Genomic DNA, 23,396 nt, shown 5'->3' with positions numbered 1-23,396 from the left:
ATGTGAGGTATCTCGTATGGAAAATCAAACATTAATGCAATATTTTGAATGGTACTTACCAAATGATGGTCAACATTGGAATCGCTTGGCGGAGGATGCTCCGCACCTAGCATCAAAAGGTATCTGCAAGGTCTGGATGCCACCAGCTTTCAAAGCAACAGGCTCAAATGATGTCGGCTATGGAGTTTATGATCTCTTCGACTTAGGTGAGTTTGACCAAAAAGGAACCGTCCGCACCAAATATGGTTTTAAGGAAGACTACCTAAAAGCTATCCAAACTCTCAAAGCCAATGGCATTGAACCCATGGCTGATGTAGTCCTCAATCACAAAGCAGCTGCGGACTACAAGGAGCGTTTTACTGTCGTTGAAGTGGATCCTAACGACCGAACTAAGGTCTTGTCAGAACCTTTCGAAATCAAAGGATGGACTAAGTTTGTCTTCCCAGGCCGCAATAAAACCTACAATGACTTTGAATGGCATTGGTACCACTTTACCGGTACGGACTATGATGCCAAAAACAACAAGTCAGGCATTTTCCTTATCCAAGGAGACAATAAAGGCTGGGCAGACGATGAGCTGGTGGACAATGAGAACGGCAACTATGACTATCTCATGTATGCCGATATTGACTTCAAGCATCCAGAGGTCATTCAAAACCTCTACGACTGGGTTTACTGGTTTATCGAAACAACAGGTGTTCAAGGATTTCGTTTAGATGCTGTCAAGCACATTGACTCCTTCTTTATGAGAAATTTTATCCGCGATATAACTGCAAAATACGGTGAGGATTTCTATGTTTTTGGGGAATTTTGGAACAGCGATGAGACGGCTAATAACGACTATCTAAAAAATATCGAATACCGCTTTGATCTGGTTGACGTCAAGCTCCACCATAATTTCTTTGACGCTAGCATAGCTGGGGCAGACTTTGACCTGCGGACGATTTTTGATCAGACGCTTGCTAAGAATCATCCTGAATCAGCCGTGACCTTCGTGGACAATCACGACACCCAGCGAGGACAAGCTCTGGAGTCTACTGTCGAAGAATGGTTCAAGCCAGCAGCCTATGCTCTTATCCTACTTCGAGAGGAGGGACTGCCTTGCGTATTTTATGGTGACTACTATGGTATTAGTGGGGAATTTGCCCAAGAGAGCTTCCAAGACGTACTGGACAAGCTCTTGGATATTCGTCTCAACCTAGCTTACGGTGAGCAGACTGACTACTTTGACGATGCCAACTGTATCGGATGGATTCGCCAAGGCAAGGACGGTGGTCAGCCAATCGCTGTTGTTATCAGCAATGACCAAGCCAGCAGCAAACGTATGCTGGTCGGTTCAGAATGGGCTGGTAGAGAATTCAGCGATTATCTGGGCAACAGCTCTCAAATCGTAACCATTGACGAAGAAGGCTGGGGAGAATTTCCAGTGGAGGAAAAGTCAGTCAGTGTTTGGTCTGTCAAATAATCTATATATCCAAAAACGAGAGGGAATCTTTCCTTCTCGTTTTTCTAGTATTTCAAGCTTGTATAAAACTTGCTATTTTAAAAACTGCTTTATTTTTTCTGCCAACTCATCACTGGCGTAATTATGCACATAATGAGGGCAGTCCAGTAGAATCAGCTCTGTCTGTGGATGCTGCGCTGCAAAATCCTTCTGGAAGCTCTGCCATTCTCCCTGACTATAGCCAGTCCCTTGCCCATTTGAAGAAAAGAGCAAGATCGGCAGTTCAGGAAGCTTTTCTCTAGAAACTGCCTCAGCATTTTGCTTGACCTGGGTGACCTCTTCATAAACAGCATTTGACAATGGACGTCGATAGAAAAGAGCCTTGTATACCTGCTTTTCTTCTGCTGTCAAATCACCAGACGTAAGAGCGGGAACCTGCTTGTCAGCATCATAAAATACCCGGCTTAAACCTAAATTAGCAGCCATTTGTAAGCCTTTATAAGCCAAAGGATAGAGCTTCAAATCAGTGTAAGAACTCGGTAAAGCCATATCCAGTCCGATAATGCCTTGGACTTCTTCTGGATATTTTGCAACCCAATGAAGCGCTTCTAGCCCAGCCATAGAGTGAGCTACCAAAGTATATGGGCCAGTGATTTCAGCCTTTTTTAAGGCCTGCCTCGTCTGGGCAAGTACCGTGTCAATGTCTCTACTATCTCCTTGGCTGTCATCACTAAAGCCGTAACCTAAGCGCTCCACCACAACTATGCGATAATCTTGTTCCAATCTTGAATAGAGGGTCTTAAAGTCAAGAATAGGGGAAGTGGTGCCACCACCCGCCAAAAAGACCAGCGTCTTATCTCCTTGACCAGTTACATAGACATTCATTTTCTTGCCATCTACTTGAACCAGACGACCTGAGGGATTATCAAGCAACTTTTGCTCTTTAGTCAGGCAGATTTGATGATAAGTAAAGATTAAGACCAGAGCACTGATGATTGTAAAAAGCAAACACAGAAAGAATTTCTTCAAATACCTGAACATCATAACTTTCCAAATATCTTTAGGAATCTACGAAAATTTAACCAATTGAACAAGAACAGCCATTCTGCTTCCCACAGGATACTCATATTTCTGCCTCTTATTCAAAGCTAAATGCTCTACTTTTACTCCACCAAGCCACTTCTCAGATAAGCATCCACCATGCGCTCTGTCGCTACTACTGAATCGATATGCGTGCGCTCGTAAGAGTGACTGGATTCAATACCAGCGCCTAGCAGAGCATGCTTGACTTCTGCTCCTGCACTCATGGCTGCAGAGGCATCTGATCCGTAAAATGGATAGATGTCCAGTTTGTAAGGAATGTCCTGCTCCTTGGCTAAATTTACCAAATGCTGGCGGAAGCCATAGTGATAAGGTCCCGATGCATCCTTAACACAGATGGAAACCGTATACTCATCTGTCTGCTGGTCGTCACCCATAGCGCCCATATCAACAGCCAGATACTCCACTGCTTGCTCCGGCAGGCTGGAGTTAGCCCCATGACCGACTTCCTCAAAAACACTGAAAGCAAAATGAGTCGTCACTGGCAGCTGAATCTTTTCCTCTTTGTAGATGCGCAAAAGATTGAGCAAAATAGCTGCGCTGACCTTGTCATCCAGAAAGCGGGACTTGATAAAGCCTGACTCGGTAACTGTGGTACGCGGGTCAAAGGAAATAAAATCGCCGACTTCGATTCCTAAATCCCGCGTTTCTTTCTCACTCGTCACCTTTTCATCCAAACGGACTTCCATATTATCCTGAGTTCGCTCAACCGTTCCAGCATCCTTATAGACATGGCAAGATGTCTGATGAACTAAGATAGTCCCACTGATAGTCTTGCCACTGCTGGCCACATGGACTAGGCAGTTTTCTCCTTCAATCATATTCCAAGGAAAACCACCAATCCGATCCAGCTTGAGGCGACCGTCTGGCTTGACCGCACGCACGATAGCACCCAGAGTATCCACATGGGCCGTCACGACCCGATGTTGAGCATCATTTGCTCCCTTAACCACGACATGAACACCGCCTTTATTGGTCCGGACCGGCTCATAGCCCAATCCTTCCAGCGTTTGTACCAAATAGTCCGCCACCTCAGCTGTAAAGCCTGTTGGAGAAGGGATAGCCGTTAATTCTTGTAAATATTGAACAGTTTGATTCATCATAACTCCTTTAGATCATTTATACTGTCAATTATAGCATAAATCCGCTGTCAAATATCGTCCTGACTGGCTCTTTTCTCCTGATTTTAGATTGGTTTAGCAAAATCTTCGATGAAATTTGAAAATCTATACAAAAATACTCTTCTCCAAGCATGTATCAATCTTAGAGAAGAGGATTGCTTTATTTTAGTCTAAAATAGGGAGAAGACTGCTACTGCAAGGACGGCACCGATGATTGGACCGACAACTGGAATCCAAGCATAAGACCAATCACCATTTCCTTTGTTTGGAATCGGAAGGAGACTGTGCATGATGCGAGGTCCTAAGTCACGCGCAGGATTGAGGGCATAACCAGTCGTTCCACCAAGTGAAAGACCAATCCCGACAATCAAGGTTCCAACTGCAAAAGTGCCAAGTCCTGCTTGCAGCTTATAAAGTCCAAGAGCAAAGATAGTCAGTACAAGGACAAAAGTTCCAAGGATTTCGCTAATCAGATTTGAGAAGATATCTTTGATAGCTGGGCCAGTGCTGAATGTCCCAAGAATATTAGCTGGATTTTCTTCAGCCAGATAGTGCGGTTTGAACTGTAGGAAGACAAGGAACTGTCCGACCATAGCACCTGCAAACTGTGCAAGGATATACGGAAGAACAGATGCCCAAGGTAGATCACCTTTGAGAGCTACTCCGATGGTTAGGGCAGGATTCAGATGGGCTGGACCAAGGTTGCCAGATACAAAAGCAGCGATGGCAACGGCAATCCCCCATCCCATGGTAATCACAATCCAACCAGAGTTGTGGCTCTTAGTTTTGGGAAGAACCACGCCTGCAACGACGCCATTTCCCAAAAGGAGCAAGAGCAGGGTTCCTAAAAATTCACCAAATATTTCTTTCATCATCTATATTACTCCATCTAAAAGAAGGGAAAGCTAGACAGGAGAACTAGTCCGCCACCTCTTCTTCTATTTTCTATTTTTTCAATTCTGCTAAATCGTTATTTGCAAGGGCAGCTTCTAGGTCATTGCGATAAGCCGCTTTTTCTTCTTCTGTCCACTCGTAGAATCGACCCATTTCATCCAAAACTGGCTCTACAATAGCGTCTAAACTATTCCGCATAAAGAGCATGTGGTTTGTCCGGCGAAGGAGGAAATCTACTGGGCTGAGTGCTAATTCGTTGCGCATCGCATAATGCAGTGACAAGGTATCCGCTAGGCTGAGACCTGGCGCTTGCTCGATGCTGTGAGCGAGGGCAAAGACTTTAGGAACATTGGAGCCGTAAAGGTTTGCAAGATATAAGGCTTCTTTGCTGTCTAAGCCGCGTGATACACCAAGTTGCGCAAAAGCTTCGATTTCGGAATCCACATTTGCTGGGTTGAGCTCTCCACCTGAAACAGGGTAGGTCTTCGAGTTGATGAGCTTGAAGCTGCGGTCGAATTCTGCTTTTAAGATTTCAACCACGCGCTCCATGGCGCCTTCAGCCATCTTACGGTAATCTGTAATCTTACCACCAGCAAGGGTCAAAAGGCCATTGTCATCACGATCCAAGCTGGAACCGCGGGACACAGCAGATGGATCCAAGTGTTTTTCAGATGTGCTGCTTTCAAGTTTAGTAACAGCCGCTTCAACATCTTCACGGGATTTTTCTTTGGCAAGATAGCTTTCAACAGTCGCAATCAGGGCATTGAAGCTTTCGTCGCTAATGGTACCGTTATTTCCGCCGTTGTAGTCAGAAGCGCTATTGCCTGCGATTAATGGACGAAGACCCGCCCAGCTGCTTTCGATGTCGTCAATTGTGATCTTTGCTTCTGGGAAACGATTGTTGACAATGCCCAAGAGATAATCCACATCTTCTTGTGTTACTTTTGGATGCTCTAGGTCGCCAGTGTAGTCAGTGTCAGTCGTACCAAAGTAGGTTTTATTTTCACGTGGAAGTACAAAGACCATCCGGCCGTCTCCCAAACCTGTGTCAAAGTAGACTGGCTGAGAAACCTTGATCTTGCTAGAATCAACTACCAAGTGAACTCCCTTGGTTGGACGCATTTGTGAGTATTGCTCACCATCATTTGACAGATTGCGCACCTTGTCACTCCAAGGCCCAGTTGTGTTGATGACCAAGCGAGCCTTGATTTCAAAGACTTCATCCGTCAAGAGGTCACGCGCAACAACGCCTGTAATCTTTCCAGATTCATCAAAGAGGAAGCCTTCTGCCTTGACATGGTTGGCAATCAGGGCGCCGTCTTGGTTGGCGCGTTTGATATTTTCAATCACGAGACGCGCGTCGTTGTTGCGGAAGTCAAGATAGACACCGCCGCCGACCAGACCTTCCTTCTTAAGTTCGGGTTCCCGTTCGAGCACTTCTTCCTTGCTCAAGACCTTGTTAGCAGCTGGTGTGTTGTTGACACCAGCCAAGAGGTCGTAGAGGTCCATAGCCACTTTGAGACGGAAGAGGCTAAATGTCGCTCCATCCTCATCGTAAACTGGCAAGAGCATTGGATCTGGTTTTGGAATGTGAGGGGCAATTTGCTGAACCACAGCACGCTCTGAAACTGTATCTGAGACCACCTCTACGTCGAATTGCTTAAGGTAACGAAGGCCACCATGGACCAATTTGGTAGAGCGGCTAGAAGTCCCTTCTGCAAAGTCCTGCATTTCAATCAGACCGGTCTCCAAACCACTTGCAGCTGCTTGCAAGGCTACACCAGCACCCGTAATCCCACCACCAATAATCAGGAGGTCCAAGGTGCGTTCCTGCATTTTTTTAATTGATAATTCTCGTGTTTTCTTTGAAAATTCCATAATTGTACACTTTCTAACTTAGTCATTTCCTGCTTCTACTGACTTGATTATCAAAATATGAATCAGTATTAGTCGTCGATTTCTGCAAATACTTGAGTTGCCTTAACGGCTTTTTTCCATCCTTTGTAGAGTTGTTCCTTACGGGATTCATTCATAGACGGCTCAAAGAGTTCTCCTGTTTCATTGAGAGTCCGGAGTTCGTCTAAGTCTTTCCAGTAGCCTACTGACAGTCCTGCCAAGAAGGCTGCACCGAGAGCAGTTGTTTCTAAGTTTTTAGCACAGGCAATATCGATTCCCAAAATGTCAGCCTGGAACTGCATGAGGAAGTTGTTCATAGCAGCACCGCCATCGACTTTGAGGACTTGAATAGCAGTCTTGGCATCCACCTGCATGGTGTCAATGATGTCTCGTACTTGGTAAGCGATGGATTGCAGAGTAGCCTTGATAAAGTCTTCCTTGCTGGTTCCGCGGGTCAAGCCAAAGACAGATCCACGTGCATTTTGATCCCAGTATGGAGCGCCCAGACCTGTAAAGGCAGGTACGACATAGACTTCGTCATTGTTGTGAGAATCGCGGGCATATTTTTCAGATTCTGGTGAGCTCTCCACCATCCGAAGACCGTCGCGTAGCCATTGAATAGCACTTCCTGCGATGAATATAGAACCTTCCAAAGCATAGTAAACTTTTCCATTAATACCGTAGCCGATGGTTGTCAAGAGGTTGTTTTCAGACAGCTGCATCTCTTCACCAGTGTTCATGATGATGAAGGAACCAGTTCCGTAGGTATTTTTGACCATGCCAGGCTCGAAGGCTAACTGTCCAAAGAGAGCTGCCTGCTGGTCACCAGCCATACCAGAGATTGGAACTTCTCCACCGTAGAAATGGAATGGAGCAGTCTTACCATAAATTTCTGAGTTAGAACGAACTTCAGGAAGCATAGCCTTTGGAATGTTAAGGATTTCCAAAATCTCATCATCCCATTTAAGTTCCTTGATGTTATAGAGCATGGTACGAGCTGCATTTGAGTAGTCGGTCACATGAGCCGCGCCGTCAGTCAATTTCCAAACCAGCCAGGTATCAATAGTACCAAAGAGCAATTCGCCCTTTTCAGCTCTTTCTTGTGCTCCCTCAACATGGTCCAAAATCCAGCGAACCTTGGTAGCAGAGAAGTAAGCGTCAATGATTAAACCAGTCTTTTCGTGGAATTTTTCCACGTATCCTTGGCTTTTCAGCTGTTCAGCCAGAGGAGCAGTCTGACGAGATTGCCAAACGATAGCATTATAGATAGGAAGACCTGTATTTTTATCCCAGACGACAGTTGTTTCACGCTGGTTGGTAATTCCGATAGCTTCGATTTGACTTGGTTTCACACCACTTTCGATAAAGGCTCCAGCAATTACTGATTGAACAGAATTCCAAATTTCATTGGCATTGTGCTCAACCCAACCTGCTTGAGGGAAAATCTGAGTGAATTCTTTTTGGCTAGAGCTGACCTTTTCTCCCTTTTTATTAAAGATGATGGCGCGGGAACTAGTAGTTCCTTGGTCAATGGCCATGATGTATTTTTCTTGTGACATGTACTGTCCTCCTGGTTAAAGTCTTGAGGAGATTTCCTCTTTACAGTAACTAGTATATAAAATAAAGCGCTTTCTTGTTCATCAATTTTTTTAAAATTTTAAAAAATTTTGAGGAGATTGTGTAAAAATCACAAAAAACCTAGATTTCTCTAGGTTTCTTAATGAAATATCATGTGACGGATTTGAGTCAAATCTTCCAAATCCAAGTCATTTTTTAAATAATAAACAGGAACCTGCGGAGTCTGATGAATGGGATTATTGGTGATGATAAGATCATAGTTTTTAGCTGGGTCGTAGGCTTCAATGCTAATAAAGCGATTGTACTCTAAATACCGCCTTAAAATAGCAGTCATTCTAGAAACAACGATAAAGCTATCCGTCAAGTCCATACCTATCTTGATGACTTGGCCATCGTTTTCGGCAATGTACTCCATCAGCTGGAGCCATTCCCACAAAACCTTTTTATCCAGAGAAGTTCCCTGCTGAAAAATAGGCAGCTTTCTAAAAATAGTGTCCGCTACTTGTCGGTAATCGTATTCGCTCCATAAGTAAGGATGGCGCAATTCCAAGTCATGCTTGTATTTGTCTTGCAATAGGTAGCCTCGGAAAAGAAAGACGCGGGCGCAAAGCTGGCTGAGTTCGTAGGTCACTTGGTCTTCAATGTAGTCACCTAGCAAGTCCTGAGATTTCATCTCTTGAATCAGTTGCGTAATCAGGCTGGCAATTTCACCGCCAAAGCCCAGAATATACTCCATGGTGTGCAGGGGCAGAATCCGATGGGAAATGAGAAATGAAAAGAGAATCAACATTTCGCCATCTTCCTGACTCAGGGTGATGTGCTGTCCGGCAAAGAAATCATTTGTCCGGCGATGCAAGCGCTGGTAAAAGATATTTTCAAAATAGCCCCGCATCTTCTGCTCAATGTTTTGAAATTGACAGGCATTGACGCGCAGGCGCTGCTGGGTAATATGCGCCCAAAGTGCCAAGTCTAATCGCTGACCTTGAGAGAGCTGGGCTCCGCAGAGTTCTTCTAAGACGGCAACTTCCTGCCTTCTTTCCGATTTTTGAAGTTCTCTTTCCCAATCTTGACTGGACCAAACCTTGCGAAAGAGGCAGAAATAAAAATAGCGGATCTGGTGCTCCGGTCCTCTCAAGCGGCCATTTTGGATAGAGAGCTCAAACTCTGATAAAATCTGATTTAGACCAGCTATATGGCGGCCGAGGGTTGCTTCACTGATCATCAGTTCCTGAGCCAACTGATGGGCTAAAAACTGCTGATGATAGAGCAAGTAGTTTAAAATCTGGTATTTGACAGCATTGCCCAAAAAGAGCCTGCGAATATCGCGACCTTTGGTATCCGGTCCGATAGACAGACTGAGTGTTTCGTCTTGAAGCTGGATGGATAAGGCTGCATGATTGTCCACAGTCTTGTCGTTAATCAGGCTAATATACTTGGTCAAGGTTGCTTTCGAAAAGCCAGTTTCTGACATGACGGCCTTCAAACTGGATGTAGAATGCTGCTGTAAATAAGACAGGACAATAAACTGCCCCGCTTCACTCTTTTCCATTAAGTCTGCTAGATACATCCGAGAACCCTTTCAGTTTGCTAATCTTAGCTTAACACAAAAAGAAAAAAAGACGAAGCAATCTGCTTCATCTGCTACATCCATCTATGACTAAACAAAAAGGAAACCTGACCAGCGGGATGATTTCCCCAGCCGTCTCAGACTTCCTTTGTATCATCAGGCTTGGTTCACCCTTTTAAGTACGATATTTACATATTCTTTGCAAAATTCAAACGGATAATTCCTCTAATTGATGAGCAATAAATTCCCATAAAATAATGTCTAAATCTTTTATTCGTAAGTACTGTTCTTTAATCATGATGCCTCTTAGTCCTTTCTAATAAGATGATGACACCTAGTAAAATCAGAATTCCAATTACAAAAACAGCTATTTCTAATTCTTTTAATCCTTCAATATAAGGTATGATATAGATACTTGATTCCACAAGTAGAAAACCGATAAGAATAAGGGCAATCGAAAAATATGTCTGTTTTTTATCCATTTTTATGGCCTTCCCTTAACTAGAGTTTACATAAAACTTAACTGGCTAAAAATTCTATTTCCCCTCTACCCACTTATCATTATCCATGATAAAGGGCTTGGCCAGTCCTTCCCCTGTGTAGTCTTTATATTTTGTCTGCAAGTATTTGTAGACATCTTCTTTGCTGGCAAATTTTATAGCCTGGTATGGCTCTTCAAAGGTCAGCTTTTCGACAAACAGATAGCCGTCTTTATCTGGAACCAAGACACCGACATGCCCTACAAAGAGAGAATCACCGTCAAGATTGTCGTGGACGATGACGGAGAGCATCCGAGCCTTTTCGTTAAACTTGAACTGTTTGAAGTATTCCTCCATCTTCTTAGCATGTACCTTGACATCTTGGGTCGCTTCAGTCTTGACTCTTGAGAATAGGATATTAAATTCTTCCTTATCCTTGGCATCAAAGAGCTTGCCCTTGTCAATCGAGTCATTATCGATGAACAAGAGTTCGTCATCTTTTGCTATTTGAGGGATTTCAATGCTATTTTTCAGCAAAGTATAGGTATTGATCCGACAATTTGTCCCGATAAAATCGCCCTTCTTTGCCTGCCATAGAGGATTGATTTTTTCTACGTCATATTCTGTTTTGGTAAACTTAGTGAAATCGCCTGTTAAACCAGTCGAGCCAACAAGTCCATTGTAGTCATTGACTAGATTGACAAAGTTATCGACACTGTCTTTATCCAAGTCGGCAGCTAACAGATTCTTAACTTCTTCGACACTTTTTTGACTATTTAGATTTGAATAAGTCGCCTTCCAGGGGTATTTTTCCGAGCTAGTCTGACCAACTGTTGGATTTTCTTGACTGCCGTTTGATTGCTTTTGTGCCTTCCCACATGCAGCTAAGCCAAGAATTGCCAAAGTATAAGCACTCATCAAGATAATCTTTTTTACTTTCTTCATTCTTTCGTCCTTTTTTACATTTTTACCATATCTTCTTCAAATAATTCCTCTTGTTATTATATCAAGAAATACTGTAAAACAGAAAGAAAAAAGCTAATTTGAAGAGAAACTTCCTTGTTCTTGAAATCACATCTGAACTGAAAGACCAATTTTGTAAAACAAACACATACTTCAACGAAGCTATTCCCCTAAGCAAAAAAGTGACTGCACTTTTATCAACGGCAGTCACTTTGATTTATAAATTGATGAGCAAGGTAGAATAGCTAACTCCAAATGCCAACTTAAAGAAAGGAATCGCTATACACTGGTAAGTTTACTTAATCTTGTGCTTGTTCATCTTTTCTTCAAAGATAGCTATCATGATAGCGCGCAATTCCTCACGCTCCTTTTCAGGAAGCTCTCCTGCTTGCTTAGCTACAGCGTAAAGTTCTGGGTATTGCTTGGCAACTCGCTCAACCGTCTTGGTCGTTGCATGCCCTCTCACAAGGAAGGGAATTCGCTTAAGCCATTCTTGTGGCACCAGCGCCAAAATCTTTTTAGCTGCTTCCTTATCGCTAATGACGGCTGTACTAAGCCCCTCTTTGATCTGCTCCTGCTCTTTTTCGGTAAAATCATCTAATTCCATTCTGAACTCCTCTTTTCTAATAAGTTACTTGCTCTTCTTAAATAGACTGCTCTTAGATTGGGTTTTTGAAATTTGAGTAACCCTGACAAGTCTTTCAGTCAAATTTCCAAAAATTAATTTTCTTCAGTTTGCAAATCTTCCACAAAAATCGCAAAGCCCTTTGGTAAGATAAGAAGTTGCCCGTCCGAGATTTGGCAATGACTTGTTAAAGTTGCATAATCACTGTCTACAAGATAATTTTCTGCTGATTGGTTAAAAATTGCTCGGACCTTTTGACCATCATAGTCCCATTCCAGAGCTAGCACATCAGGCTTGATTTCTTCTAGACCATATTTCCCATGCTGGATAATGTCTGAAACACTCTTACGAAGCTGAATCAATTTCTTCATGAAATTCAGCATGTCATTATCACCGGAAACACGTTCCCAAGGCATAACACGACGGCAATCTGGATCTGGCCCTCCGTCTAATTTTAACTCAGTTCCATAATAGAAACACGGAGTTCCCTTTTGTAAAAAGAGGCAGGCTAAGGCAGACTTAACAAGTTGGGCATCTCCTTTTGCAGTAGCTAGAATGCGCTCCGTATCGTGCGAATCCAGAAGATTGAACATCACTTCCGAAATCTGCTGTCTATAATACATGGACTGACCATTAATCTCATTGATGAATTGAGGCGTCTTTTTAACCCCACGCAAGAAATAATCCTTGATACTATCAGAGAGAGGGTAGTTCATGACCGCGTGGAATTCATCGCCATTTAACCAGGGCTGAGAAGTATGCCAGACTTCCCCAAGAATATAAAGATCAGGCTTTTTAGCCAAGACAGCCTTACGGAAATCTCTCCAAAATTGGTGGTCGACTTCATTTGCCACATCCAAGCGCCAAGCATCGATATCAAACTCTTCAATCCAGTAGGTCGCAACGCTCAACAAATAGTCCCTCACTTGAGGATTTGCTGTATTTAGCTTGGGCATATAGCTCTCAAAGGCAAAGGTGTGATAAGGGAGTTTTCTCGGATTACCTAGCTTATCCTTGGTCACTGGGAACTCTTGAACATGGAACCAGTCTTTATAAGCTGAATTTTCACCGTATTTAAGGACATCCTGCCACTGTGGAGATTGGTCTCCGATATGGTTGAAAACAGCGTCCAGCATGATTTTCATTCCTCTCTGATGGGCCTGATCCACCAGTTTACGGAAAATTTTCTTGTCTCCAAAATGACGGTCAATTTCGAAATAATCCGTCGTATTGTACTTGTGATTGCTTGGGGATTCAAAGATAGGACAGAGGTAAAGGCCTGTAATACCCAAGTCCTGCAAGTAATCCAGATGATCAATAATCCCTTGTAAATCGCCACCAAAGAAATCCTCACTTTTAGGCGTGATTGACGAGTCCCAAGCTAGGGCTCCTTCTGGCGAAAGAGCAACGTTTCCATTGGCAAAACGCTCTGGGAAAATCTGATACCAAACCGTCTCTGCTACCCAGTCAGGTACATGACAAGCATCAATCTCATGGATATACGGAAGCTTAAAGCCGTTTCCTTCGTAATGAAGGTTTTCTAACGTATTTTCAACACATCCCTTATCGCCATATAAGATCTTATGACCTTGCTTATCTTTGAGTTCAAAGAGATACTGGAGTCGTGCATAACCGACCGTAACCTCCACTTGCCAGTAATCAAACAAAGCATCGGAGGTAATTTTGGTCATCTCCTTGATTGCTTCATAACGGTCCTCTATAAAGATAAAAGGATCTCCATAATGTAGGTTGATGCGTTCAATATCTCCCTTTTTCGTTCGAATGCGAATGTGCATTGTCTTGTCTTTATAAAGATAAGCGTACTCCGACTCTGGTCTGTGGTAAATGGCTGTTAATTCCATTGTGCTGTCTCCTAGATTTTTCTTTATAAACTCATCGCAACTTTGTGCAAACGATTTCAAAACATAGCCCTAGTATACTATTTTAAGAAAAGGATTGCAAGTTGTGGGCTAGTTTATGAGCAAGACCATATCAGTGTAAGTTAAAAAGCCTTGAGGTCAAGGCTTTTAGTTATTCAAGTTTCTAGAAAGATTCCTCATTTTTCTGAATCAAGTCACCTAGCCCACTTTTGCTGATAGTGACCATTTTCAACCTATAATGAAAATCCTTTATTAGCTAGATGAGATTAAAATCTTTCTAGCTATACATCATTAGCAAAAGAATTCCTGTAGCATTTCCGAGAATATGAGAAAGTGTAGAAATCAAACAATTCCCAGATTTTTTATAAATCATTGCATAAATAATACTATCAACAAAAATCATGAAAATATCGTAGCTTACAAGTTCAACGCTTCCACTAGAAATATGAGCTATCGCAAACAATAAAGAAGACAGAATGGCACAAAACCAAAATGGTAAAATTCTCATTGACTTACCAAGAAAGAAACCTCTCCATGCAATCTCTTCCCCCAAGGCTGCGATTATTATTTGAATCATAAGGAGTGGTATTTTATCAAAGGATAACATACCATCCGTTCTTCCCAAAACATGACTAGCAAAAGTACCCTTAAATACCATATTGCCGATAAGCAAAGTTGCTACAGCGGATCCTACAGGAAGCAAGACCAGAAGAATTACTCCTTGTTTTCTCAGATCATCGAAAAATGATTTAAAGCGCAAACCTGATTCTATATGTGATTTTTTATCAAAATGTTCAAGAACAAAGAAAAAGAGAACACCAATCATTACAGTGAGACCTGATAAAGAAAGTTCAGGTATTATCTTTGTCAAAGACAATACTGCCATTAGAAACAAACCAGCTATTGTCGTATAAAAATGCTTTTTATCTTTTTTTGCAAAATCAGTCATAAAATATTTCTCCCCTAGCTATTCGTATAATGAACTTTTTAAACTATTAATCATGTACTTTATGCAATAAAGCTACACACTCAGCGATTTGATGTTTCGAATCGTATTATCTCTTCGTTCTTAACTATTCAACATAAATCCATGGACAGATCATTCACTTCCACTTCACTAATGATTCAGCTCATAAAAATAGTGCTACTGTCTCAACATGGTATATATGCAAGGCTCAAAAGTTTTGGGAAAACTTTGAGTATTAGTTGCGTTTGGCTAATAAAGTAACTCATTCCACATCGCTGAGAGCTTTCTTCCATAATAGCGTACGAAAGAGCAAAAGTGACTTTAGAATTACACTGTGATACGACAGTTACACACATTTGAAAGATTGCTGTCAAGAAATATTTTTTATGTCATTAATTGTAATTTTCCCAGATTCTATACTATCAATGAAGCCTTTATTCTACTCTACAAATTTACTTGAATTCCTTCAAGAAAAGTCACTATATTTTGTTCATCTTCCGAAATGATAATGTTGTAAAAAACTTGATTCATGATATTTCCTTAGAATACTTTTAATTCAAGTATGTGATACATCTGTTTGTCATAGCGCTTATGAAGCGAATTATCTCCAGTATCTAAACTTCACCACTCACCTACCACGTCAGTGCTATTTTCCAGCAATAACTCAACAGCATTCATAAAGCCGCTCAAATATTTCTTCGTCAATGTAATTATAGCGACACCCAAACTGACTTTAAACTTTGTAACGGTTGTTACACTGGCAAACACTATGTTTTCCACAACCAATCATCCAATTCTTTCGAACAAAGCCTGAGCTACACTCAGCGCAGAAGATATTATTGGTAAGAAAGTTGTCCCCATTTTGTATGATATATGTTTTCATATAATATTTTACCAAAAAGTATTTTAGCCTTGCTGACCCTCGTTCTACATTATCCCACGTATCTTTATCAATGAGGGTATCATGTTACTTCAAACTCATGAACAGCATCCCTATTTCTCTTGAAATCTTGATAGGATTTCCATACCACATCTTCTGTCGGCAACTTTTTTTCTTTAATTAGCTTTCCATATAGCATCTCCTTTCTTTATACTGAACTCCTTCTGGCATATCTCCTGGGTAAGTGCGACCTCCTGGACACTACCACTCATTCGCTCCTGACTCATTACCACTCGGAATAGATATTCTTTTTTAGAGACAACTCAAGTCCCGCTTCATCCACTCTGGAGTTTTACCTCCTGTTAGGTGATTGACGCCATCAATACCGGCAATACCGATAATCTGAGTCAAATCTACAGCTCCTATGGCAGTCTTTGAAACCATACTTCCAGCTGCACCAATAAAACCTTCCGCAAACAGGAGTGTATCTTTCATTCCTTGAGGAATAGGTAGATTCCGTGTGCCCTCAACGACATCTCCCCACCAGGAACCAATCTCATTCGAGCAATCCTTCAGCCAGGCTTGGATGGGGTGATGACGGCGATAAGAAGCTTCTCGCTCAGCTGCCTCTTGTTCTGCCTTGCGTTTAGCAGCCTCAATCGCTTCTGCCTTGGCTTAAGTAGGACTCTTTCATGATAATACTAGTATATATAACTAATCTAAAATTTCAGATATTTTTACCTCTTTTTCCTCATTTAAATCATAGAAACCAACATGAACCCCCTCCTCGTATAGCCACGCTAAATTCGTCCCATACTTCGCTTCAAAAATTTCTTCCATCACGGGTGCAATAGAAAACATGGTTTTTGCTGATACAATTTCAAAATTTTGGGGATTATTTACGTATTCCTCATCATCGGAACTAGAATAAATGGTCCATCCATTTAATTGTAACAGTCGAGATTTTTCTCTGTAAGTATACGCAATAGGTAATCCATTTTTTACATTCCTTGATAGAACAAATCCTCCATAATTATCACTTACTTTCATTTTCATACTTCTCCAAAATATTTAAAAAATCATTTTTCCAAGATAACTCTTTAGCGTAGTCTAACGCAGATTTACCCGCTCGATGAAAAATGTTGTAAACTATCTTTTATGTTCATTCTTTTTCAATTCCTTATCTAAATCTTGAAGTAAGTAAATGATCTCACTTTGATAATGCGTTGTCTCATCTGCAAACATTCTAACTAGACTTTTAAGATTTATGTTTTTTGCTACTTCTCCACTTTCTACAATTTCATTTGCTAATTGATAAATACTTTGAATTGAGCCTGTAACATTTTTTTGTTTGGGGTACTCTTCTTCAATAATAAAAACAATTTTTTCAGCAATCCGCTTTAAACTACTTGTCATATCTCTTTTCTCCCTCAATTATTGATAATCCATCATTTAGGAACTACTCTGAAATCCGAAATCCATTCTAATGGCCAGTCTTGCGGTAATAATATTGGGTCAGCACCACCTTTCAGCACAGTCTCTGATGAAAAAATCTTCTGTGGCGCAACTTTTCCAATACTCAGTGTTTCTCCTTTAGGAATTTGAATCTCTACTTTATACATTCGAGTATTTTTCCATTCGGGAAGTAATTCAGTATCAATCTTCGCTTGAATTCTATTTTGCACAGGGCTGAAAGTTACAAAACCTCCTCTGTGAACTGACTTTTCCAGTCGTCACTATAGCCTTCAAAACGAATTCGCTCAATCATCATGTTACTAACGAAAAAAGCATCCATTCCAGGCATCTCACCCAAAGGCCAGATGCGAGCCAAGTAGTCTACCACATAGTCATCAAATCCTTCTTGAAGAGGCATCTTACGGCCTGAAATCGTAACGAGTGGTCCTGGTCCCTCCGCTAAGCTCTTCTGGAGTTCCTCTGGTAAGAGCTCCAAATCTAGCTCAACAACAGAACCTAAAGGATAAATAGGACTGTAGACACTGTCCACAATCCCCATGAAATCCTGTAAATCCGTGATGGAAAATAGTTGATCTAGTTGATTATAATGGATCTGAGCTTCCTGGTTTTCATAATCAAAATGACAAGTAAAAGTTGCACCGAAACTGGGCACATACTCATAGACATCCTCTAATTTTCTCAGAGCCTTATAGAGTCCCTTCAAAATCTGCGGACGCATTCCTAATTGTTGACCAAGTTGAATCAAAGTATCATCTACTTCGAATGTCTCTCTCGTACGGCTAGTAATAATACTTGTAAAAATCTTATTCTTATCGTATTGAACCATTACTTAAACCTCACATTGGCTGATTCAAGGAATTTATCACTCATAAATAGGATTCCCCTTTTGTATTTCTATGGTTCAGAAATATATAACTTTTCTATAAAATTAGTAAAATTATCTGCTAAAAAGTATACATTTGAATCTACTGACGACTGGTCAAATATAAATGTGTGGTCCCAAAAATAAATTCCTCTATCTTCTCCACTCACAATCATAACAAATAACCCTCCTCCATATTCCGTTCCCAAGACAAATGAATCGTATGGAAGTTCCATTTGATATTCTGAATTCCAATCCGTTAGACTAAAGTTTTTATTCTCTGAAATACCTAACATTGTCCCCAAAATCACTTCTTCATTTAAATCGTCAATAAAAAACGATAAGTACTGTTCTTTAGGAATACCCACATTAACTTTTAATAGAAATTCCTTATAGTCTTCTGGAAGTATTACATTTATTTTTTTTTCTATCTCTGATAGTTCTGAATTTGAGATAGGTCTCTCTAACGATTTAAAATAATACATTCTTTCCTCTCTTATTTTCTTCTTAAAGCAAACCCACCTTATTTTATGGATGCCATTATATTATCAAAATCTTCTTTTAGTTGCTCGTATTTCTCATTACTATAGAGATAAAACGCCTCTATTCCTCTATGTATTATTGCATATACAGTTGGATGAAAATTCTTATCTGTGGCATCGATAACAAATTGCGTCATTTGAGTAACTGCCTCTGGACTATAGCCCAACGCTTCTATTCCAACACGAATCATTGTAACTTGAACATCAATTGGAGAAATGGACTCTTGAATTGCTTTAGCATTTAAAACACCAAATATATAGGAAGCTAAAATTTGCCTATTCATTTCGTCTTTTAGATCAATTTTAACCAATTGGATAATATCATTTGCTATTCTTAATTACTCACTTACATATTGCTTTTCCATTTATTTCTCCTTATTTCTCCCTATAATACTTTATATTTCCCTTTAGCATGGCCACAGGGAATATAACCCAATCGATATAAAGTATATAAATCATCAAAAAACGGTGAATTTACATTCAGACATTCATTCTTTATCGTTAAATATATCGAAATATTAATTATATCAAATCTAATTTGGGGTATCATTGATTCAAATATTTTTTTTCTTCAACTAAAGCAAACAGTTGTTTTGTAACAATAGGAATAATTCTTTCTTTTGCATCCCTACTCAATTCATTCCATTTTTTGAAAGTTTCTCTCTCATTTTTTAATAAATATGCAGTTAGATCACCACGTTGTTCAAGAACAAAATTTTCCCATTTTAAACTTGTGATATTTTTTTCCGCAATGGATAACTTATCTAGCTCTATTATAGGAATATTAGTTTTTCGAGAATTCACTAATAATTTTATACTAGTTAAATTATCAACTACTTCTGAAATTATTTTCATTTTAAATACACACTTTACTACTTACTGCAGATAAAAATTTTCTGTTCCATCCTGAATATGGAGAATGCGGAACGTCTGCTCATCAATCCATCTTACTGGAACAAAAAGTGAACTTTTCTCCAAATTTGAAAGAAGCTGTTCCCTATTTTTTTCTGTTTTATTTGATGAAAAACGTTGTAAACTATCTTTGACGTTCATTCTTTTTTAATTCCTTATCTAAATCTTGAAGTAGGTAGATGATTTCTAAATTATAATTAGCAGTTGCATCTATCAACATACGTGCATGATCCTTAAGATGAACATTTAATGGGATAGTTTCTGTTTCCTTTATTGATCTAATAATGGTATAAAGAGTGTTAATTGCTCCTTTTTCCTGTATTTCTGAAGGATACTGTTTATCCATTATTTCTAAAATTTTATTGGCTATCTCTATTGATTTCATACTCATAATCTACTCCTTAATTAGGGACAGTCCTTACATTCACAACCCAATCCTGCGACCATACCTGTGGTAATAATATTTGGTCCGCACCGCCTTTTAGAACAGTCCCTGATGAAGATATCGTTTGCAGCGCAACTTTTCCAATACTTAATGTTTCTCCCTTATAGCAAAATGTCTTGAAATCCTATTTCTGATATTTGTTCATTAATATATTTTATTCCAACACCGTTTTCAATATCCCATTCACAATCACAAATGAAGCCTGCTTCGCGTGTATTATCATCAAAATTCATCGGAATCATAATTTGTTTTACTGTCAAAAATTTAAAGATTTCACTCGGATTATCTTTAGTATTTAATAACTTCTGACCAAAATTAGAATCTGAATCCAGTCTATCAATTACCTCATCAATTATTGAATTATAATATCCAACAATACCATTCTCGGCTTGGGTAACACGGTTCTGAATATCACTGAAAAAAAATTCAAAAGCTTTGATTTGATTTTCATCGAACACCGCATCTTCATCTGCATCAATATTTATTTCAACAGAAAATTCCTTTTTAAAAATATTTAATTTAATTCTCTTAGTCCAACCATAATTAAATGTCAATTCCCCAAAAACAGGATGTACTATCTTCATTTCACACCTCTTTTTCTACTGCAATAATTCCAACAACTTTTTAACTTCTGAAACACCGCCTAAGTGCCCAAATTTACTATTTATTATACTCGGAACTAGTTGCATACTCGTCATGTCATTAAATTCGTGCCACGTTAGTTTATTTTCTTTTCTAAACTTAACAATTTCTCGACGAGTTTTCTCTAATTCTCTAATAAGGAGCTCATCAGCTTGTCTAAAGTTAGCATTTCTGTCAATATCAATGATTTGAGTCAAATCTACAGCTCCGATGGCAGTCTCTGAAACCATACTTCCTTCCGCAAACAGGAGTGTATCTTTCATCCCTTGAGGAAGCGGTAGATTTCGTGTTTCCTCAACGACATCTCCCCACCAGAAACCAATCTCATTCGAGCGATCCTTCAGCCAGGCTTAGATGGGGTGATGATGTTCCAGAATTCCTTATATGCTACGCTTAGTAATCGTATTCTGCAATACCAATAAACTCTAATGTCCCAGAACCATTGTTACTTACTTTTAATCCTTCTTTAGAATAATCAAAATCATAAATCAAAACAATTGTATTATAGGTTGTTGATATTTTAGGAAACTGCATAATAATCTCTTCATCGTATGAGAAACCTTCAAGCAAAACATCAATATTATTTTCAGAAACATCAACCCAATCTTTTTCAACTAAATCTCTATCATAGTACGACAAATGAAAGTCTGTCTCAAATTCTGAAGAAATGCTATCCCCATCCTCTTTATTTGAAATTTTGAAGTATTCTTGAAATTCTTCTTGACTTGCAAAATTACCAAGCCATAACGATACTTTTTGTTTCATTTTTAATACCTCCTCAATCCTTCTGGTAAATATAAAATTCCATTTTTCATTCTTCGACTTGCCCATTCATTTAAGAGGAATCAATATCTATTCTTCAATCTCCAAATTCATTTTCTTCGTCATCCAAGACAACTTCCCCTGAACTTTCCCATTCTTCTTTTGTTATTTCGCCACTTTGATACATGAAGTTTTTATTCAATTCAACTAAAATATCATCAAAGTCATCAAAACAATCGATTATTCCCCTAATTCCAGTTAATAGATTATAGAAAGCAATAGTGTAATCTGAATTCTCTGAAGAGGAAATTGTAGTAAGGTCTATCTTGTTAAACAATCTTAATCCTTCATAAAAACGATCTTCATATTTTTTTAGAAAGATATTTATCGTATTGTCTATATCTCTGATACTTTCTTCTCTAAGTAGCACACCTTTATTATTCTCATTAAGAATAGTTAATCGTTTCATTACATCTTTTAATTCTGAACTAATCATTTTAATTTCCTCCCAGAAGCTAAATTAAATTTTTTACTATTAGAAGTTCCATCAGGATTAAGAACATCCTTTACTTTACCTCTTTTATTGAATACCTCAAAATGATCTTTATGCCGACCATCTAAGTACAACTTATCTCCTTTTTTTAAAATATCATCTAAACCACAGGACTACGATTTAAATCATAAATATCTATTTGTTTTTTTTCAAATAACATTTCTAATTTTTGATACCCATTCTCAACAAAAAAATGGTACTCCGACTCAGAAATCGGAACTGCAAACAACCAAGTTACATATTCATAATCAAATTCCAAATCGTGCAACTCCCATAAAAATGGGATAGTCAATAACATGTGCTTCATATTAGAATCTAGATAATAATTATCTATTGCATTTAAAAATACAGTCCCTGGCATACAAGGAGATGATCCATCCATCACTTTAAAAGCACAGTCACTTATTATATTTGGAAACAAATCATTCATACTATCTGTTGAACCAATAATTTCTGCTCTTAAAGATTTTTCATCTATCTTTTTGTTCAAAGTGTAGTCTGATAACCCAACAGTGGAATAAGAAGATACGTGTTCAATTGGAGAATCATCACCACAAAATATGTCAATTTCTTTTCCAGATTCATCTTTAAATGCATATACTCTTGGAGTACCGCCAACATCATCTAAAAGCTTTCTAGCTATCTCTTTTTTATCATATTCCATAGTAAGTTCCTTTCTTCAAAATCATGAACCAAAATAAAAATCCGTCTTATCTTCACAAATATGACTTCTATTAGATTTTGGTAGCTCTGGTCTATAGCTATTAGGATTATTATATTCATCTAAAAATTGTTTACGAGTTATTTTTCTATCAGCCGCACTTTGTTGGTGTTTTCTAAATTCATGTCCCGGTTTATGTCCCATATCCCAAGGCTCCTCAATATCCATTACCTTTTTAGTAATAGGATTTTTGACAACACCTTGTTCATCCTTAGCTTTATCCCAGACAGTTTCCTTTGCATTCTTCCTATAACCTGATGGACGCTTGTAAATTTTTTTCTCTAAACAGGAATGTATCTTTCATTCCTTGACGCTAAAATCATCTAGCGCTTTATAGGATATCGAAGATAAAGTGTAGGATCTAACTTTTATTTCATCTCTATGAAGATAGATGTAAGATTTCAATTTATTAAATAGCTCATTATAAAAAGTTTTTTCAATAAATAACTCAAGGAATTTATCACCCATAAATAGGACTCCTGCATTATATTTTGTGCATTACTCTTAACATATACTCAAAAGCATGATTCTGTAACCAAATACTAGCTATTTGCAATATCATCTTCAAAATATAGCATTCCTAAAAAGTCTTCAAATGTATCCGTGATAAAAGTTGTGGATGGATTAAGTTCATAAGAAGATTCATGATGCCATATGCACACACTAGGATTCTCCCTTCTCTGACTATAATCTAAGCAAACAAAGTCTCCGCCAAATAAAGCCGCTACAGGTAGTAATTCTACTCCTAAAATATCTTCAGAATACAGTAAGCGTTCATCTAATTGCGTTAGAATTACATCTATATCATACATACCCAAAGTATGATTTTGAGTATCATGTAAAATACATAAAAAACGTTCTATTATACGTTCCTGATCTTGAGGTAACTTTCCGCTAAAGATATTCTTCTTAGGAATCAACCCACTATATTGTTTAAAAAATTCCTTAGCATATACTGGGAGTGAAACCCTCCATATCTTTTCTTCTTCATTCAGTAACTGTTCGTCAGGTAATGGTGTTATTATCGTATTTTTATATTCCATTATTAAACATTAAATCCTTCCTATTTATCTTATAGCGTCGGCC

At 39.1% G+C, this 23,396-nt stretch carries 29 protein-coding genes; 1 reads left to right on the top strand and 28 read right to left on the bottom strand.

Going from position 1 to position 23,396, the window contains the following annotated elements:
• Positions 1–16: 16 nt before the first annotated feature.
• Positions 17–1,465, top strand: a complete 1,449-nt coding sequence (locus O3644_RS03380) for an alpha-amylase (RefSeq protein ID WP_371595051.1) — start codon at positions 17–19, stop codon at positions 1,463–1,465.
• Between the two features lie 72 nt (positions 1,466–1,537).
• On the opposite strand, the gene O3644_RS03375 is transcribed toward O3644_RS03380, so the two are convergent.
• From O3644_RS03375 to O3644_RS03240, 28 genes are all read right to left on the bottom strand, one after another.
• Positions 1,538–2,485, bottom strand: a complete 948-nt coding sequence (locus tag O3644_RS03375; RefSeq protein ID WP_371595074.1) for an alpha/beta fold hydrolase — start codon at positions 2,483–2,485, stop codon at positions 1,538–1,540.
• A 122-nt stretch (positions 2,486–2,607) separates the two neighbouring features.
• Positions 2,608–3,645, bottom strand: coding sequence for a M42 family metallopeptidase (locus O3644_RS03370; RefSeq protein WP_371595073.1), 1,038 nt, complete (start codon positions 3,643–3,645; stop codon positions 2,608–2,610).
• Between the two features lie 191 nt (positions 3,646–3,836).
• Positions 3,837–4,541, bottom strand: coding sequence for an MIP/aquaporin family protein (locus tag O3644_RS03365; protein WP_048763426.1), 705 nt, complete (start codon positions 4,539–4,541; stop codon positions 3,837–3,839).
• 70 nt (positions 4,542–4,611) lie between these two features.
• Complete coding sequence (glpO, locus tag O3644_RS03360) at positions 4,612–6,438, bottom strand: type 1 glycerol-3-phosphate oxidase (RefSeq protein WP_048763428.1); 1,827 nt, start codon at positions 6,436–6,438, stop codon at positions 4,612–4,614.
• Positions 6,439–6,506: 68 nt separating this feature from the next.
• The gene (glpK, locus tag O3644_RS03355; protein WP_371595050.1) at positions 6,507–8,015 is read right to left on the bottom strand and encodes a glycerol kinase GlpK; all 1,509 of its coding nucleotides are present in this window, start codon (positions 8,013–8,015) and stop codon (positions 6,507–6,509) included.
• 158 nt (positions 8,016–8,173) lie between these two features.
• Positions 8,174–9,601: a helix-turn-helix domain-containing protein gene (locus O3644_RS03350; protein ID WP_062005214.1), complete on the bottom strand. Its 1,428-nt coding sequence runs from the start codon at positions 9,599–9,601 to the stop codon at positions 8,174–8,176.
• 290 nt (positions 9,602–9,891) lie between these two features.
• The gene (locus O3644_RS03345; RefSeq protein ID WP_048763433.1) at positions 9,892–10,083 is read right to left on the bottom strand and encodes a hypothetical protein; all 192 of its coding nucleotides are present in this window, start codon (positions 10,081–10,083) and stop codon (positions 9,892–9,894) included.
• Positions 10,084–10,137: 54 nt separating this feature from the next.
• Positions 10,138–11,025 (bottom strand): DUF4300 family protein, encoded by an 888-nt coding sequence (locus O3644_RS03340; protein ID WP_371595049.1) that lies wholly within the window; start codon positions 11,023–11,025, stop codon positions 10,138–10,140.
• Positions 11,026–11,338: 313 nt separating this feature from the next.
• On the bottom strand, positions 11,339–11,650 hold the full coding sequence (locus tag O3644_RS03335) for a hypothetical protein (RefSeq protein WP_005590110.1): 312 nt from the start codon (positions 11,648–11,650) through the stop codon (positions 11,339–11,341).
• Between the two features lie 113 nt (positions 11,651–11,763).
• Positions 11,764–13,530 (bottom strand): glycoside hydrolase family 13 protein, encoded by a 1,767-nt coding sequence (locus tag O3644_RS03330; protein ID WP_371595048.1) that lies wholly within the window; start codon positions 13,528–13,530, stop codon positions 11,764–11,766.
• A 295-nt stretch (positions 13,531–13,825) separates the two neighbouring features.
• Positions 13,826–14,497 carry a lysostaphin resistance A-like protein gene (locus tag O3644_RS03325; protein ID WP_371595047.1) on the bottom strand — a complete coding sequence of 224 codons (672 nt, stop codon included), beginning with the start codon at positions 14,495–14,497 and terminating at the stop codon, positions 13,826–13,828.
• 1,210 nt (positions 14,498–15,707) lie between these two features.
• Positions 15,708–15,890 (bottom strand): hypothetical protein, encoded by a 183-nt coding sequence (locus O3644_RS03320; RefSeq protein WP_371595046.1) that lies wholly within the window; start codon positions 15,888–15,890, stop codon positions 15,708–15,710.
• A gap of 219 nt (positions 15,891–16,109) precedes the next feature.
• Positions 16,110–16,445, bottom strand: coding sequence for a DUF2185 domain-containing protein (locus tag O3644_RS03315; protein ID WP_000868444.1), 336 nt, complete (start codon positions 16,443–16,445; stop codon positions 16,110–16,112).
• A gap of 99 nt (positions 16,446–16,544) precedes the next feature.
• The gene (locus O3644_RS03310) at positions 16,545–16,811 is read right to left on the bottom strand and encodes a disulfide bond formation protein (RefSeq protein ID WP_084946697.1); all 267 of its coding nucleotides are present in this window, start codon (positions 16,809–16,811) and stop codon (positions 16,545–16,547) included.
• A gap of 32 nt (positions 16,812–16,843) precedes the next feature.
• Complete coding sequence (locus O3644_RS03305; protein ID WP_371595044.1) at positions 16,844–17,080, bottom strand: hypothetical protein; 237 nt, start codon at positions 17,078–17,080, stop codon at positions 16,844–16,846.
• A gap of 11 nt (positions 17,081–17,091) precedes the next feature.
• On the bottom strand, positions 17,092–17,697 hold the full coding sequence (locus O3644_RS03300; RefSeq protein ID WP_371595043.1) for a DUF4176 domain-containing protein: 606 nt from the start codon (positions 17,695–17,697) through the stop codon (positions 17,092–17,094).
• 68 nt (positions 17,698–17,765) lie between these two features.
• Entirely contained in the window at positions 17,766–18,218 is a 453-nt protein-coding gene (locus O3644_RS03295) for an SMI1/KNR4 family protein (RefSeq protein WP_371595042.1), read from the bottom strand.
• A 38-nt stretch (positions 18,219–18,256) separates the two neighbouring features.
• On the bottom strand, positions 18,257–18,607 hold the full coding sequence (gene imm48, locus O3644_RS03290) for an Imm48 family immunity protein (protein ID WP_371595072.1): 351 nt from the start codon (positions 18,605–18,607) through the stop codon (positions 18,257–18,259).
• Positions 18,608–18,821: 214 nt separating this feature from the next.
• Complete coding sequence (locus O3644_RS03285; protein WP_371595041.1) at positions 18,822–19,130, bottom strand: hypothetical protein; 309 nt, start codon at positions 19,128–19,130, stop codon at positions 18,822–18,824.
• Positions 19,131–19,151: 21 nt separating this feature from the next.
• Positions 19,152–19,328, bottom strand: coding sequence for a hypothetical protein (locus O3644_RS03280; protein ID WP_371595040.1), 177 nt, complete (start codon positions 19,326–19,328; stop codon positions 19,152–19,154).
• Positions 19,312–19,578: a MerR family transcriptional regulator gene (locus O3644_RS03275; RefSeq protein WP_139689784.1), complete on the bottom strand. Its 267-nt coding sequence runs from the start codon at positions 19,576–19,578 to the stop codon at positions 19,312–19,314. The genes O3644_RS03280 and O3644_RS03275 overlap by 17 nt, the downstream gene beginning before the upstream one ends.
• A 155-nt stretch (positions 19,579–19,733) precedes the next feature.
• Positions 19,734–20,216: a hypothetical protein gene (locus O3644_RS03270; RefSeq protein WP_371595039.1), complete on the bottom strand. Its 483-nt coding sequence runs from the start codon at positions 20,214–20,216 to the stop codon at positions 19,734–19,736.
• A 15-nt stretch (positions 20,217–20,231) separates the two neighbouring features.
• A complete protein-coding gene (locus tag O3644_RS03265) occupies positions 20,232–20,504 on the bottom strand; it encodes an HNH endonuclease (RefSeq protein WP_371595038.1) in 273 nt (90 codons plus the stop codon).
• 163 nt (positions 20,505–20,667) lie between these two features.
• Positions 20,668–21,039 carry an immunity 22 family protein gene (locus tag O3644_RS03260; RefSeq protein ID WP_371595037.1) on the bottom strand — a complete coding sequence of 124 codons (372 nt, stop codon included), beginning with the start codon at positions 21,037–21,039 and terminating at the stop codon, positions 20,668–20,670.
• Positions 21,040–21,133: 94 nt separating this feature from the next.
• Positions 21,134–21,532 carry a hypothetical protein gene (locus O3644_RS03255; protein WP_371595036.1) on the bottom strand — a complete coding sequence of 133 codons (399 nt, stop codon included), beginning with the start codon at positions 21,530–21,532 and terminating at the stop codon, positions 21,134–21,136.
• Between the two features lie 157 nt (positions 21,533–21,689).
• Complete coding sequence (locus tag O3644_RS03250; RefSeq protein ID WP_371595035.1) at positions 21,690–22,253, bottom strand: suppressor of fused domain protein; 564 nt, start codon at positions 22,251–22,253, stop codon at positions 21,690–21,692.
• Positions 22,254–22,274: 21 nt separating this feature from the next.
• Complete coding sequence (locus O3644_RS03245; protein ID WP_371595071.1) at positions 22,275–22,583, bottom strand: HNH/ENDO VII family nuclease; 309 nt, start codon at positions 22,581–22,583, stop codon at positions 22,275–22,277.
• Between the two features lie 269 nt (positions 22,584–22,852).
• Complete coding sequence (locus O3644_RS03240; RefSeq protein WP_371595034.1) at positions 22,853–23,353, bottom strand: SMI1/KNR4 family protein; 501 nt, start codon at positions 23,351–23,353, stop codon at positions 22,853–22,855.
• Positions 23,354–23,396: the final 43 nt, after the last annotated feature.

This window comes from Streptococcus sp. 27098_8_113, assembly GCF_041432545.1.
GTDB lineage: Bacteria > Bacillota > Bacilli > Lactobacillales > Streptococcaceae > Streptococcus.
The sequence above is the reverse complement of the archived record's forward strand: the minus strand, read 5'-3'. Positions and strand labels throughout refer to the sequence as shown.